At 66.0% G+C, this 13340-nt stretch carries 13 protein-coding genes; 8 read left to right on the top strand and 5 right to left on the bottom strand.

Annotated elements, in window-relative coordinates; translation table 11 throughout:
* Window positions 1–18: 18 nt before the first annotated feature.
* A complete protein-coding gene (locus WG924_RS21275; RefSeq protein ID WP_345935058.1) occupies window positions 19–1032 on the bottom strand; it encodes an ABC transporter substrate-binding protein in 1014 nt (337 codons plus the stop codon).
* Window positions 1033–1196: 164 nt separating this feature from the next.
* On the opposite strand from WG924_RS21275, the gene WG924_RS21270 reads away from it, so the two are divergent.
* The 6 genes from WG924_RS21270 (at window position 1197) to WG924_RS21245 (ending at window position 6508) form a co-directional block, all read left to right on the top strand.
* A complete protein-coding gene (locus WG924_RS21270) occupies window positions 1197–1877 on the top strand; it encodes a TetR/AcrR family transcriptional regulator (protein WP_345935057.1) in 681 nt (226 codons plus the stop codon).
* A 78-nt stretch (window positions 1878–1955) separates the two neighbouring features.
* Complete coding sequence (locus tag WG924_RS21265) at window positions 1956–2768, top strand: ABC transporter permease (RefSeq protein WP_345935056.1); 813 nt, start codon at window positions 1956–1958, stop codon at window positions 2766–2768.
* On the top strand, window positions 2765–3808 hold the full coding sequence (locus tag WG924_RS21260; RefSeq protein ID WP_345935055.1) for an NAD-dependent epimerase/dehydratase family protein: 1044 nt from the start codon (window positions 2765–2767) through the stop codon (window positions 3806–3808). The genes WG924_RS21265 and WG924_RS21260 overlap by 4 nt, the downstream gene beginning before the upstream one ends.
* Entirely contained in the window at window positions 3795–4646 is an 852-nt protein-coding gene (locus WG924_RS21255) for a GNAT family N-acetyltransferase (protein ID WP_345935054.1), read from the top strand. Before WG924_RS21260 ends, WG924_RS21255 begins: the two co-directional genes overlap by 14 nt.
* 30 nt (window positions 4647–4676) lie before the next feature.
* Entirely contained in the window at window positions 4677–5738 is a 1062-nt protein-coding gene (locus WG924_RS21250; protein ID WP_345935053.1) for a dihydrodipicolinate synthase family protein, read from the top strand.
* Window positions 5735–6508 carry an ABC transporter ATP-binding protein gene (locus tag WG924_RS21245; protein ID WP_345935052.1) on the top strand — a complete coding sequence of 258 codons (774 nt, stop codon included), beginning with the start codon at window positions 5735–5737 and terminating at the stop codon, window positions 6506–6508. Before WG924_RS21250 ends, WG924_RS21245 begins: the two co-directional genes overlap by 4 nt.
* A 42-nt stretch (window positions 6509–6550) precedes the next feature.
* Here WG924_RS21245 and WG924_RS21240 read toward each other — a convergent pair whose 3' ends face one another.
* From WG924_RS21240 to WG924_RS21230, 3 genes are all read right to left on the bottom strand, one after another.
* Window positions 6551–7603, bottom strand: a complete 1053-nt coding sequence (locus WG924_RS21240; RefSeq protein WP_345935051.1) for a phosphotransferase — start codon at window positions 7601–7603, stop codon at window positions 6551–6553.
* Window positions 7604–7848: 245 nt separating this feature from the next.
* On the bottom strand, window positions 7849–8625 hold the full coding sequence (locus WG924_RS21235; RefSeq protein WP_345935086.1) for an SDR family NAD(P)-dependent oxidoreductase: 777 nt from the start codon (window positions 8623–8625) through the stop codon (window positions 7849–7851).
* Window positions 8626–8701: 76 nt separating this feature from the next.
* Window positions 8702–9496 carry a glucose 1-dehydrogenase gene (locus tag WG924_RS21230; RefSeq protein ID WP_345935050.1) on the bottom strand — a complete coding sequence of 265 codons (795 nt, stop codon included), beginning with the start codon at window positions 9494–9496 and terminating at the stop codon, window positions 8702–8704.
* A 249-nt stretch (window positions 9497–9745) separates the two neighbouring features.
* Between WG924_RS21230 and surE the strand changes: the two genes are divergently transcribed.
* Window positions 9746–10549: a 5'/3'-nucleotidase SurE gene (gene surE, locus WG924_RS21225; RefSeq protein WP_345935049.1), complete on the top strand. Its 804-nt coding sequence runs from the start codon at window positions 9746–9748 to the stop codon at window positions 10547–10549.
* 253 nt (window positions 10550–10802) lie between these two features.
* On the top strand, window positions 10803–12461 hold the full coding sequence (locus tag WG924_RS21220) for a long-chain-fatty-acid--CoA ligase (RefSeq protein ID WP_345935048.1): 1659 nt from the start codon (window positions 10803–10805) through the stop codon (window positions 12459–12461).
* Window positions 12462–12533: 72 nt separating this feature from the next.
* Here the strand turns inward: WG924_RS21220 and WG924_RS21215 are convergent, their stop codons facing one another.
* Window positions 12534–12995 carry a MaoC family dehydratase gene (locus WG924_RS21215; protein WP_345935047.1) on the bottom strand — a complete coding sequence of 154 codons (462 nt, stop codon included), beginning with the start codon at window positions 12993–12995 and terminating at the stop codon, window positions 12534–12536.
* Between the last annotated feature and the right edge of the window lie 345 nt (window positions 12996–13340).

Below are 13340 nucleotides of genomic sequence, written 5' to 3'. Positions count from 1 at the left end.
CCCCCGCCCTATCGGCCGTCACTCGGCCGGCATCTTGATATCGGTCGAGAGATAGTCGTTGGTATAGGCGGTCTCGATATCGAAGGGCTGCTCAATCTCGAAATAGGTTTTCACCATCTCGTAATCGGCGCGCAGCCGCGCATCGTCGAAGGCGCCGAGCGCGACACCGGTGGTGGTGGGGTCGCGCATCAGCTCCTTGACCCGCATCCACTGGTCGCGCTGATTGGCCTCGTCCAGGCCCGAGGCGGCATCGAGCAGCGCCTTCAGGCACGGATCGACATCGGCGACGCAGGCGGCGAAGGCCTTCTGGCTGACCTCGGTGAAGGCTTTCACCACCGCCGGGTTCTTCGCCATATAATCGGCGTTCACGATGATCGCATTGCCATAGGGATTGATGCCGACATCGCGCCAGGCCACGAAGCCCAGATCGTCGCCGAACTGGCGGACCTTCAGGTCGTGCTCGTTATAGAAATCGGTCGTGACATCGATCGCGCCGCTTTTCAGCGAGGCCATCTTGGCCTGCGGGCTGACATTCACAAAGCTGACCGCATCGGGCGCGATGCCCACCTTCTGCGCGAAGGCCGGCCACATCACCCGCGACGCGTCGCTTGGCGGGTTGCCGATCTTGTGACCCGGGAAATCTGCAGGGCCGTTGATGCCGGTGCTTTTCAACCAGTAGAAGCCCTGCGGCGAATTGGCATAGATCACCATCAGCGCGGTCAGATTGGCGCCCTTGCTCTTGGCAAGCAGCGCGGTCGCCATATCGGCGATCCCGAAATCCGACACGCCTGCGCCCACACGCTGGGCCGACACGCCCGACCCCTTGCCGGTTTCGATGGCAAGATCGATCCCCGCCGCCTCGTACCAGCCTTGCGCCCTGGCGTAATAATAGGGTGAATGGTCGGCGGTCGGCACCCAGTTCAGCACCAGATCCACATCCTCCAGCGCCGCCGCCGGCCGCGGCGCGCCCCCAAGCGTGGCCGCCACGACCACTGCTGCCGTCACGGCGGTGAAGACCGTCAAGCTCTTCATCCTCGTCATCTCCCTGATCACTGGCGACCACCGCCTTTGTCTGTCGGCCCATCCCGGGGGCGCGCGGCTGGCGGTCGACCCTCCATGCAAAAGCTTAGTCCTTCACCCCGAGGCCCGGCAATGTTAAATCAACTGGTTGGTTGATAATATGGAAGCTACCCCCGATGGAAGAAACCGCCCGGATGAATGACAAGCGGCCGATACGCCAGAAGCGCGATCCGGAGGCGACCCGACGCGCCCTTCTGGCCGCCGCCATTGCCGAATTCGCCGATAAGGGCCTGGCGGGATCACGGGTCGACGAGATCGCCCACCGGGCCGGCGTGAACAAGCAGTTGGTCTATCATCATTTCGGCAACAAGGACGATCTGTTCCGTGCGGCGCTGGAACAGGTCTATGGAGAAATCCGCGCCCGGGAACAATCGCTCAATCTGGCCGATCTGCCGGCGGTCGCGGCCATGGAACGGCTGGTCGGCTTCTCGTTCGATCATCTGGCCGAGCATCCCGAACTGGTGGCGCTGCTGAACGACGAGAACCGTCACGAGGCCCGCCACGTCAAGTCATCACCACAGATCCAGGCGATGCATTCGCCCCTGGTGCGGATGATCGACGAGACATTGGCCAGAGGTGCGCGGGATGGCGTGTTCCGCACCGATATGGACCCGATCAATGTCTATATCTCGATCGCCGGTCTGGCCTATTTCTTCTTCGCCAACAACCATACACTCTCGGCCATATTTGATACCAATCTCGACACGGCACGGGAGGTATCGCGGCGACGGCGCCATGTCATCGATTTTGTGCTGTCGGCCCTTCAGCCCAGAGAGGCCGCTGCCTTGCAAGATTAAGTCAACTGTTTAGTTGACTGATTTCAGCACCCGCCCTAGGCTGATCGCATTCCCCAGGGGTGGAAAGGGACAGAGGCCATGACGAACACCGTGGACACCACAGGTGGCGGCGGGGCGGAGGCCAGAGCGGAACGGGCCGCGACGCGGCGCCGCTGGCTGATCGTCGCCGCCGTCCATCTGGGCGCGATCGCGCTGTGGGAGGCGCTGGTCCGGCTGTTCGACATCCCGGCCTTCGTGCTGCCGGCGCCAAGCGGCATCGTCACCACTCTAGGCAAATCCAGCTATGACTGGAGCGGCAATACCTTGGTCACCGCGACCGAGATCTTCGGCGGCTATGTGCTGTCGGTGGTGGTGGGCGTGGCGCTGGCGCTGGCCTTTTCGTGGTCGCGGCCGTTGTCACTGCTGGCGTTTCCCCTGCTGGTCACGCTGAACATGATCCCCAAGGTTGCGCTCGGGCCGCTGGTGATCGTGTGGTTCAGCTATGGCATCGGCACCAACATCCTGATCACCTTCCTGCTGTGCTTCTTCCCGATCCTGCTGACCACGGTGCGTGGATTGAAGGAGGTCGAACCCGATCTGCTCGATCTGGTGCGCTCGCTCAAAGGTTCGCGCTGGCAGGCCTTCCGCTATATCCAACTGCCCGGCGCCCTGCCCTATCTGTTCTCGGGCATGAAGGTCGCGGCGATCCTGGCGGTCGCCGGCGCGGTGGTGGGCGAGTTCATCGCCTCGGAACGCGGCCTCGGCTATCTGATGATCCAGGTTCAGGCGTCGCTCGACACGCCGGCCATGTTCATGGCGGTGGTGCTGCTGACCCTGCTCGGCCTTGGATTGTATCTCGCGGTGCTCGTCGCCGAACACCTGTTCCTCCCCAGAGATGCGAGGATGACATGACCACCTGGCTCGATGACACCGCCTTGCCCGACCATTTCGACAGCGCCGATGCGCTCGACGCCTTCATGGCCCGCCCCAGCCGGGCGCTGGCGGCCGATCTGGCCAGCATCGACGGCGACATCATGGTGCTGGGCGTCGGCGGCAAGATGGGGCCGACGCTCGCCCGCCTTGCCCGCAACGCGGCACCGGGCAAGCGCGTCTTCGGCGTCGCCCGCTTCAGCGAGCCGGGCCTGCGCGACAGCCTGGAGGCGCATGGCGTCGAGACCATCGCCTGCGACCTGATGGACCGCGACGCGATCGAGGCCCTGCCGAAAGCCCGCAATGTGGTATTCATGGCCGGGCGTAAATTCGGCGCCACCGGATCGGCCAATCTGACCTGGGCGATGAACGTTCATGTCCCGTCGATGGTGGCGGAAGCCTTCCGCGACAGCCGGATCGTCGCCTTCTCCACCGGCTGCGTCTATCCGTTCGTCGATGTCGCGAGCCAGGGCTCGACCGAGGACTCAGTCCTGAACCCGCCCGGCGAATATGCCTTCTCGTGCATCGGCCGCGAGCGGATCTTCGGGCATTTTTCCGAGGTCTACGGTACGCCGGGCCGGCTGTTCCGGCTGAATTACGCGGTCGATCTGCGCTATGGCGTGCTGTTCGACGTGGCGCGCAAGGTGCGCGACGGCGAGCCGGTCGACGTGACCATGGGCCATGTCAACGTGATCTGGCAGGGTGACGCCAATGCCCAGGCGCTGCGCTGCCTGGCCCATGCCACCGGCCCGACCAGCCCGATCAACGTCTCCGGCCCTGAGACGATCGCGGTGCGCTGGCTGGCCCGCACCTTCGCCGAACGGCTGGGCCGCGAGGCGATCGTCACCGGCACCGAGGCCCCGACCGCCTGGCTGACCAACACCGCCCAGGCCTGCGGATTGTTCGGCTACCCCGCCGTGCCGCTGGCCCGGATGATCGACTGGGTGGCGGACTGGGTGGCGAAGGAACGCCCGGCTCTGGGCAAGCCCACCCATTTCGAGGTGCGGGATGGCACCTATTGACGCAGCGCCACCCAAGGTCGGCCGGATCGGCCCCGACCATATCGCCGGCTGCCTGGACCTCTCAGGCCAGGCCGGCTGGAACCAGACCGCCGCCGACTGGTCGGTGTTCTTCGATGCGGGCACGGTGTTCGCCATTGCCGGCGAGGATGGCGCCCTGCTCGCCACCGGCGCGGTGCTGCCGCACGGGCCCGATATCGCCTGGATCAGCATGGTTCTGGTCCGGGCCGCACAGCGCGGCCGGGGCCTTGGCACCCATATCCTGAACGCCTGCCTGAACCATTGCCGCGCGGCCGGCCTGCTGCCGGTGCTGGACGCGACACCGGCGGGGGAGCGGGTCTATCGGCCGCTGGGCTTTCTGCCCTGGTTCGGCCTGACCCGCTGGCAGGGCCAGGGCGGCGGCGACGTGAGGGGCGCCGCCGGTCGCTGCCGCCCCGCCACCGCCGATGATCTGCCGGCAATCCTGGCGCTGGACACACAGGCGCTCGGCGCAGCCCGGGCCACCCTGCTCGGCCGATTGGCCGGCAGCGGGACACCGGGTTTCGTGCACGGCGACGGCACGGGCTTCGTGCTCAGCCGGCCGGGCCGGACCGCCACTCAGATCGGCCCGCTGGTCGCCACGAACGACGCCGCGGCGGCCGATCTGCTGAATGCCGCCTGCGCCGCGATCGACGGGCCGGTGATCATCGATCTGGCCGACCATCATACCGCCCTCGGCCAGCATCTGGGTGCGCAGCGCTTCATGCCCAGCCGCCCGTTCCTGCGCATGGCCTGCGGCCACCCCGTCCCCATTGGCACGTCCGGCCGGCTGTTCGCCGCCGCCGGCCCGGAATTCGGCTGACCCGCCGCTCCTGTCTCAAGGACTCCGCCCATGACCCTGCATCGCTCGACCCTGCCGCCGGAGATCCTGGAGCGGCTGCGCACCGGCACCGCCATCCCGGCGCATCCGCTGGCGCTGGACCAGGACCGGCGCTTCGACCGCCGCCGCCAGCGCGCCCTGACCCGCTATTATGTCGATGCCGGCGCGGGCGGGCTGGCGGTGGGCGTTCACACCACCCAGTTCGCCATTCGCGATGTGGGGCTGTATGAACCGGTGCTGGCGGCGGCGATGGCCGATGCCAGAGCCTGGACCGACCGGCCGCTGGTGATGGTGGCGGGGCTGGCCGGCGACACCGGTCAGGCGGTGGCCGAAGCCCGCACCGCCGTCGGGCTCGACTATCACGCCGGGCTGCTCAGCCTGGCGGCGCTGAAGGGGCATGACACCGACGCGCTGATCGCGCATTGCGAACGGGTGGCCGCCGAGATCCCGCTGATCGGGTTCTATCTTCAGCCGGCCGTGGGCGGCATGGCGTTGACTGCCGATTTCTGGGCGCGGTTCGCCGCCATCGACAATGTGGTGGCGATCAAGGCCGCACCGTTCAACCGCTATGCGACGCTCGACATCATGCGCGGCGTGGTCGCGGCCCGGGCGGAAGACCGGGTCACGCTCTATACCGGCAATGACGACCATATCGTGCTGGACCTGTTGACCCCGTTCACGGTGATGCGCGACGGCGCGCCGGTGACGGTGCGGTTCCGGGGCGGCCTTCTGGGCCATTGGTCGGTGTGGACGCGAAGCGCCGCGCGGATGCTGGAGCGGTTGCAGGGCGCGGTCGCGGCCGGTGCCGTTCCGGCCGATCTGCTCGCCCTCGACAGCCGGGTCACCGACTGCAACGCCGCCTTCTTCGATGTCGCCAACGACTTCCATGGCTGCATCGCCGGCTGCCACGAGGTGCTGCGCCGCCAGGGCCTGCTCGACGGCATCTGGTGCCTGGACCCGCATGAAGGGTTGAGCCCGGGCCAGGCGGCGGAACTCGATCGGGTGTGCCGCGAGCATGCCGATCTGTCAGACGACGACTTTGTCGCCGCGAACCTGGAGCGCTGGCTGTCATGACCACATCCGCCACCGAACCGCTGATCCGGCTGAACGGCGTCCGTAAGGTCTATCGGTCCGGCACGCGGGAATTCGTCGCGGTCTCGGACGTCACCATGGACGTGAACGAAGGCGACATGGTGTCGCTGGTCGGGCCGTCGGGCTGCGGCAAGAGCACCTTGCTGAAGATCCTGGCCGGGCTGCACGACGCCGATGACGGCCTGGTCCGGATCGGCAACGCCAGCTCGGCCTTCACGCCCGGCCGCGATGTCGGCATGGTGTTCCAGCAGGCCCTGCTGCTGAAATGGCGCACGATCCTGCAGAATGTGATGCTGCCGGCCCAGATCCTGGGCCTGCCACGCCGCGAGGCCGAGACCCGTGCCCGCGAGCTGCTGGCCATGGTCGGGCTGTCGGGCTTCGAGACCAAATACCCTTATGAATTGTCGGGCGGCATGCAGCAGCGCGCGGCCATCGCCCGCGCCCTGGTCCATGACCCCAAGCTGATCCTGATGGACGAGCCGTTCGGCGCGCTCGACGCGCTGACCCGCGAGAAGATGAACCTTGAAATGCTGCGGATCTGGGGCGAGAGCCGCAAGACGATCATCTTCGTGACCCACTCGATCCAGGAAGCGGTGTTCCTGGGATCGCAATGCGCGGTGCTGACATCGGGCCCCGCGCGCATGGCCGATCATTTCGCGATCGACCTGCCCTATCCGCGCCGGCTGGACATGAAGACGACAGACGCCTTCGGCACCTATACCAAGCGGATCTATGCCCTGCTCGGCATGTGATTGAGGCCGCCCGCCTTCCGGAAGGCGGGCGGCCTCGCGGCCTCAGTCGCCGCTGACCTGCCGCCAGCCCAGTTCCGCCAGCAGCGCCGCCCGGCCGCCGACCAGCCTGGCCCGTTCGGAACTGGCATTGCCGCTGATGCCACGGTGATAGACGCCCTGCAGAATGGCCGACAGCCGGAACATCGCGAAGGCCTTGTAGAAGGCCCAGTTGTCGATGTGATCACGGCCGGTGCGCCGGCAATAGGCCGCGACATACGCGTCTTCGCCCGGCACGCCCAGCGCCGCCAGATCGGCGCCACCCAGTCCGGGAAAGCCCTCGTCGCCCGCGGGCAGGCTGTAGAACATGGCGTTATAGGCGAAATCGCCCAGCGGATGGCCGAGCGTCGCCAACTCCCAATCCAGCACCGCCAGGATCTTCGGCTCGGTCGGATGGAAGATCACATTCGCCAGCCGGAAATCGCCATGAACGATCGACACGCTGTCATCGGCGGGAATATTGGCGCCCAGCCAGGCGATCAGCTTGTCCATCGCCGGGATCTCGTGGGTCTTGCTCGCCTCGTACTGCCGGCTCCAGCGGCTGATCTGGCGCGCCAGATAGTCCGAGGTCTTGCCCATGTCCGACAGGCCGGCGGCGGCGAAGTCCACCTTGTGCAGCGCCGCCATCACCCGGTTCAACTCGTCATAGGTGGCGCCGCGCTCGGCCGGTGACAGGCCGGGCAGCAACGGGTCGGTCAGCACCCGCCCCTCGACATAATCCATCACATAGAACGCCGTGCCGATGACGTCGGTGTCCTCGCACAACAGATAGGCCCGGGGCACCGGCACGTCGCTGTCGGCCAGACCGGCGATGAAGCGGTATTCACGTTCCACCATATGGGCCGATGGCAGCAGCTTGCCCGGCGGCTTCTTGCGCAGCACATACCGCCGGCCGGCGCTCTCCAGCAGATAGGTGGGGTTCGACTGCCCGCCCTCGAATTGCAGGATCCGAAGATCGGCGGGATCGAGTTCGGGCAGCCGCCCGGTGAGATAGGCGGACAGCGCTGCCTCGTCGAGGCGCAGCGCCTCGCGGACCGGGACGAGATTGGGGCCGGACATGGGGCGTGGGATCTCCGGATCTGTGGACGGCGGTTATCTTGGGTGAGGCCGGATCTTGGATTCCGGAACACATCGACGCGGAACGCGCGGGCCACCCCGTCCACCGATGATCGACAAGACCATCGGCCCGGTGCGGACCGCGCGTTCCGCCATCGACGGCCGGAACCATGTTGGCACAGACGGCGCGCCAGGGGCCATTGCCCCGTGCGCCACCGCCCGCCTGCCGTGTCAGGGCATGTCGCCGGTCAGAGCGTATCACCAACCGTGACGCCGCCATCGATCACCAGCAACTGCCCGGTGATGAAGCGCGCGGCGTTCGAGGCCAGGAACACCGCGGCGCCGCCGATATCCTCAGGCTCGCCGATGCGGTGCAGCGGCGCCGACTTCTCGACCCTCTCGCGCATCTTGGGGTTCTCCCACAGCGCGCGGGCGAAATCGGTCTTGATCAGGCCGGGGGCGATCGCGTTGATGCGGATGTTGTGCGGCCCGTATTCGATGGCGAGGTTGCGCACCATCTGGGCTTCCGCCGCCTTCGATGCCGCATAGGCGCCCAGCACCGGTGTGCCGCGAATGGCGGCGATCGACGAGATCAGCACGATCGCACCGTCGCGGCGCTCCTTCATCTCGGGCACGACCTGATTGCACAGCCACAGATTGGACAGCACATTATTCGTCATGATCTTGACGAACGCCTCGTCGGGCATGTCGGCGGCCGGCCCATAATAGGGATTGCTCGCGGCGTTGCCGACCAGGATGTCGACCCGGCCGAAGGCCTTGCGGGTCTCGGCGATCAGCCGCTCGCAGTCTTCCTTGCTGCTGATATTGCACGGCACGTCGATCGCCTCGGCGCCCCGGGCGACCAGCTCGGCACGCACGGCGGCACAGGGCTCGGGCTTGCGGCTGGAAATCACCACCTTGGCGCCCGCCGCCGCCATCTGCTCGGCAATCGACTTGCCGATGCCGCGGGTGGAACCGGTGATCACGGCGACCTTGCCGGTCAGGTCGAACATCGGGTTCTGCATGGTCATGGGGCGCAGCCCCTCCCTGAAGAGCGGTTTCTTGTGGGGTGTCGTCGTCGGGATCGGTCGGAGTCCCGTCTTATGCGGCGGTGTTGCCGCCATCGACCGCAAGCTCGGTGCCGGTGACGAAGCTGCTCTCGTCGCTGGCCAGATACAGCACCGCATAGGCGACCTCTTCAGGCCGTCCCATCCGGCCCATCGGCGCCGCGGTCGCAAGTGCGGCTTCCATCTTGTCAGGATTGCGGGCGCTGGTGATCATATCGCGCACCATCGGCGTCTCGGTGAAGGACGGGTGCACCGAATTGACCCGGATGTTATAGCCGCGCCGCGCGCAATGCAGCGCCGCCGCCTTGGTGAACAGCCGCACGGCGCCCTTGCTGGAGCAATAGGCGGCAAGGTTGACGGCACCGATCAGGCCGGCGATCGAGGAAATATTCACGATCGAGCCGCCGCCGGTCAGCTTCATCACCTTGATGGCCTTGCGGGTGCCAAGGAACGGGCCTTCAGAATTGATCGCGTGAACCCGCTTCCACTCGGCGAGGCTGGTTTCCTCAAGATCGGCCATATAGCCGATGCCGGCATTGTTCACCAGCACGTCCAGCCGGCCGAAGCCGGCGACGGTCTTGTCGATCACCTCTTCCCACAGCGCCTCGTCGGTGACGTCCTGCTCCATCACCAGAACCCGGTCATAGCCGCTGGACGACAGCGCCGCCTTCAGCGCGTCCAGCCGGTCCTGGCCCAGATCGGTCAGCACCAGGGTCGCGCCCTCGGCGGCGAACAGATGCGCCATCGCCTGGCCCAGACCGCCCGCCGCACCCGTGATCAGAACCACCTTGCCTTCAAGCCGTCCGGCCCGCGCCACAGCAGCACTCATGGTTCGCGTCTCCCTCCGCATCGATTATTCCTCGCGCCCGGCCATGAAAGCCATGCAGCCGGTGGTTTTGCCCTTCGCGCTTGATCTCGGGCAGTGTTTCCGGTTTCATCGCTTGCGTCAAACGTTCGTTTGAACGAGACGATATCTAATACTGTCTCGCTTCAGCCTGACATCGCCGGCCGCCACAGCCCTTCCGCCACAGCCCTTCCGCCACGCCACAGCCCTTCCGCCAGAGGATACCTGCCGCCGATGACCCGTTCGCCGCGCCAGATGCCCCAGCGCATCCTGCTCACCAATGACGACGGCATCGACGGCGAAGGCCTGGCGGTGCTGGAAGAGATTGCGCATGCGCTGGCGCCCGAGGTCTGGGTGGTCGCCCCCACCCTCGACAGCAGTGGCGGATCGACGGCGCTGACCATCCGCCGGCCGCTCAGGGTTCACGAGATCGGGCCACGGCGCTATCGGGTGGATGGCACGCCGGCCGATTGCGTGGCAGTGGCGCTGGCCCATGTGATGCCCGATGCCCGGCCGGATCTGGTTCTGTCCGGGGTCAATCGCGGCGCCAATCTGGCGGAAGAGGTGGTCTATTCCGGCACAGTCGGCGCCGCCACCACCGCCCAGTTGATGGGCGTTCCGGCCATCGCGCTCAGCCAGACCTTCCGCGATCCGTCCTTCGTGCCGTGGGACACGCCGCGAACGCTGGCACCGGCCATGCTGCGCGGGTTGCTGGCCCGGGGCTGGCCCGAGGACGTGATGCTGAACATCAACTTCCCCGATTGCCCGCCCGCGGACGTGCAGGGTGCCCGGCTGACCCGCCAGGGCCATGGCATGATCGGCGGCATCCGGGTGGAGGCCGAGGTCGACCATCACGGCGACACCGATCTGTGGTTGCGCTTCGATCGGCGCGGCCCCGACCGCTCGGCCGATTGCGACATCCAGGCCCTGCGGGATCGTCACGTGTCGATTACCCCGCTGGGCGTGGACCGCAGTTGGGCCGGCGACCGCACCGCCCTTCAGGCTCTGATCGACAGCCTGCCCGGCGGCGGCGCGTGAACCGCGGTTCACGCGCGATGCTTCCATGCGGTTGAACGACCGGTCAATTTCCGTCCGGAAACATGCGGTCGCGTCACGTGGTCGCAGACGCAATCTTCCGCGGAATGGGTGAGACAAATGTTTGACCTGTCGCGCGGGAGCCGCCACCATAACGCCAGCCAGCCGATCAAGAGCCGGCACAAGAGACTATGGGCGCCCGGCGCATCGCAAAGCGGTGCCCACATGCTGCCACCCAGGGAGGAATATCCAATCCATGTCGCGTCTTCTGCCGCTGATGGGGCAGATGATGGATGCACCATTGTCCATCATCACTCTTCTGCAATATGCCGCCCGCTGTCATGCGACGACCGAGATCGTGTCGCGCAACTGCGAAGGCACGATCCACCGTTACGGCTATGGCGCGGCCTATGACCGGGTGCAGGCGCTGGCCAATGGTCTGGTCAGCCTGAAAGTGGCGCCAGGCGACCGGGTCGCGACCCTGGCCTGGAACAATCACCGCCATTTCGAACTCTATTTCGCGATCTCGGGGATGGGGGCCGTGTGCCACACCATCAATCCCCGGCTCGCCGCCGACCAGATGGCCTATATCCTCAACCATGCCGAGGACGAGGTTCTGTTCGTCGACCCGACCTTCGTGCCGCTGGTGGCGCGCCTGCAGGGGCAGTTGCCGCATCTGCGCCATGTGGTGGTGATGACCGACCGGGCCCATATGCCCGAAACCCCGCCCGGTTTCGACGATCTCCTCTGCTATGAAGAGCTGATCGCCGGCCAGCCCGCCAGCTATGACTGGCCGGATCTGGACGAGCGCACCGCATCGTCGCTCTGCTATACCTCGGGCACCACCGGCAAGCCCAAGGGCGTGCTGTACAGCCACCGGTCGACCGTGCTGCATGCGATGGCGGCCGGTTGCGCCGAGGGCGTGGGCGTTTCGGGGCGCGAGGTCGTGCTGCCGGTGGTGCCGCTGTTCCATGTGAACGCCTGGGGCATCCCCTATGCCTGTGCCATGTTCGGCGCCAAGCTGGTTCTGCCCGGCCCGCGCCTGGACGGCGAGGGCCTGCATGAGCTGTTCGAGGCGGAAGGCGTGACCCTGACCGCCGGTGTGCCGACGGTATGGCTGAACCTGATCAACTATCTCCGCCAGTCGGGCAAGCGGCTCGACATGCTGAAAAGCATCGTGATCGGCGGGTCGGCGGCACCGGTGTCGATGATCCGCACCTTCGAGGAAGAATTCGGCGTCGACGTCGCCCATGCCTGGGGCATGACCGAGATGAGCCCGATGGGCACCATCGGCATTCTGAAGCGCAAGGATCTGGACCGCCCGGCCGAGGAACGCTATGCGCTGAAGGCGACCCAGGGCCGGATGGTCGCCATGGTCGGCATGAAGATCGTCGATCCCATGGGCCGGGCGCTGCCGCATGACGGCACGGCCTTCGGCGAACTGCTCGTCTCAGGCCCCTGGATCACCAGCGGCTATTACCATAATGACGAGGCCAATCTGGCGGCCTTCGACGAGGATGGCTGGTTCCGCACCGGCGACGTGGCGACCATCGATGCCGACGGCTACATGCACATCGTCGACCGCGCCAAGGACGTCATCAAATCGGGTGGCGAATGGATCAGTTCGATCGATCTGGAAAACGCGGTGATGGGCCACCCGAAGGTCGCCGAGGCCGCGGTCATCGGGGTCGCCCATCCGAAATGGGATGAACGCCCGCTGCTGATCGTGGTGCCGAAACCGGGCGAGACGCCGGACAAGGATGAAATCCTGTCCTGGCTGACCTCGCGCGTGGCGCGACTGTGGTTGCCCGATGATGTGGTGCTGGTCGACGAACTGCCCCATAGTGGTACGGGCAAGGTGTTGAAGGCACAGCTCCGCCAGATCTTCAAGGACCACAAGCTGCCGACGGCCTGATCGTCATGCACCGGCCCCGCGCCCGAGTGCGGGGCCGGTGCATGATATCTGCCAGGGATCAGATATCCGGGCTCAGGCGAAATTCAGGATCGACAGGGTTTCGGCAACGCAGACCGGCCGGTCCTGGCCTTCACGCTCCACCGTCAGTTCCACGGTCAGGCGCACCGAGCCCGGCCCCTGATCATCGACCGCCTTCAGAACCGCACGGCCGCGGACGCGGCTGCCCGCCGGAACCGGTGACGTGAAGCGCACCTTGTTGGACCCGTAGTTGATCGAGGAGGCGACCCCTTCCACGGACCAGATCCCGGCCATCAGCATCGGCACCAGCGACAGGGTGAGATAGCCATGGGCGATCGTCGATTTCCAGGGTGTTTCGCGGGCAGCCCGCTCCACATCCAGATGAATCCACTGATAGTCGCCGGTTGCCTCGGCGAACTTGTTGATCCGATCCTGATCGACCAGAACCCAGTCACTGACGCCCAGCTCGCTGCCGACGGCAGATCTCAGGTCGTCCAGCCCATGAATAACGCGCATGAGTTTAAGGTCTCCTCTCGGTTTGCGCCTTTTGGTAGAGGCGATTTATTATTCATCCACCGGTGATTATGGGCAGAACGTTTGTCTCTTTTCAAGAGTTTGCTTTCAATTCCGGTATGCGAAATCATATTTCGCTGTTTTTGAAGATCTGGATCGTTTAGGCTATAAGCAATCGTGGAGTGAGGCCGGGCCACGCGCCCCTCCGCCAACAACACCAACGGTCGTGAACGACCGGTCGGGGATCAGAGGTGATCAGCAGGTGATCATCTGTGGTCCGCTCCAAGAGGCACCACCGGCACCGCCAGAGACGGGCCGACAAGGTTGCCGCTACGCAACGACGTAGAA

Source organism: Tistrella arctica (assembly GCF_039630945.1).
In the GTDB taxonomy this organism is placed as follows: domain Bacteria; phylum Pseudomonadota; class Alphaproteobacteria; order Tistrellales; family Tistrellaceae; genus Tistrella; species Tistrella bauzanensis.
Note: the sequence above shows the minus strand (reverse complement) of the source record. Positions and strands in the feature narration are given on the sequence as shown.

What these genes read in the sequence shown, in the direction of transcription:
- WG924_RS21235 (WP_345935086.1), bottom strand. Translation starts at nt 8,625, where the DNA reads ATGCAGAACCCGATGTTCGACCTGACCGGCAAGGTCGCCGTGATCACC.
- WG924_RS21270 (WP_345935057.1), top strand. Translation starts at nt 1,197, where the DNA reads ATGGAAGAAACCGCCCGGATGAATGACAAGCGGCCGATACGCCAGAAG.
- WG924_RS21240 (WP_345935051.1), bottom strand. Translation starts at nt 7,603, where the DNA reads ATGTCCGGCCCCAATCTCGTCCCGGTCCGCGAGGCGCTGCGCCTCGAC.
- WG924_RS21255 (WP_345935054.1), top strand. Translation starts at nt 3,795, where the DNA reads ATGGCACCTATTGACGCAGCGCCACCCAAGGTCGGCCGGATCGGCCCC.
- WG924_RS21245 (WP_345935052.1), top strand. Translation starts at nt 5,735, where the DNA reads ATGACCACATCCGCCACCGAACCGCTGATCCGGCTGAACGGCGTCCGT.
- WG924_RS21265 (WP_345935056.1), top strand. Translation starts at nt 1,956, where the DNA reads ATGACGAACACCGTGGACACCACAGGTGGCGGCGGGGCGGAGGCCAGA.
- WG924_RS21260 (WP_345935055.1), top strand. Translation starts at nt 2,765, where the DNA reads ATGACCACCTGGCTCGATGACACCGCCTTGCCCGACCATTTCGACAGC.
- WG924_RS21250 (WP_345935053.1), top strand. Translation starts at nt 4,677, where the DNA reads ATGACCCTGCATCGCTCGACCCTGCCGCCGGAGATCCTGGAGCGGCTG.
- WG924_RS21220 (WP_345935048.1), top strand. Translation starts at nt 10,803, where the DNA reads ATGTCGCGTCTTCTGCCGCTGATGGGGCAGATGATGGATGCACCATTG.
- surE (WP_345935049.1), top strand. Translation starts at nt 9,746, where the DNA reads ATGACCCGTTCGCCGCGCCAGATGCCCCAGCGCATCCTGCTCACCAAT.
- WG924_RS21215 (WP_345935047.1), bottom strand. Translation starts at nt 12,995, where the DNA reads ATGCGCGTTATTCATGGGCTGGACGACCTGAGATCTGCCGTCGGCAGC.
- WG924_RS21275 (WP_345935058.1), bottom strand. Translation starts at nt 1,032, where the DNA reads ATGAAGAGCTTGACGGTCTTCACCGCCGTGACGGCAGCAGTGGTCGTG.
- WG924_RS21230 (WP_345935050.1), bottom strand. Translation starts at nt 9,496, where the DNA reads ATGAGTGCTGCTGTGGCGCGGGCCGGACGGCTTGAAGGCAAGGTGGTT.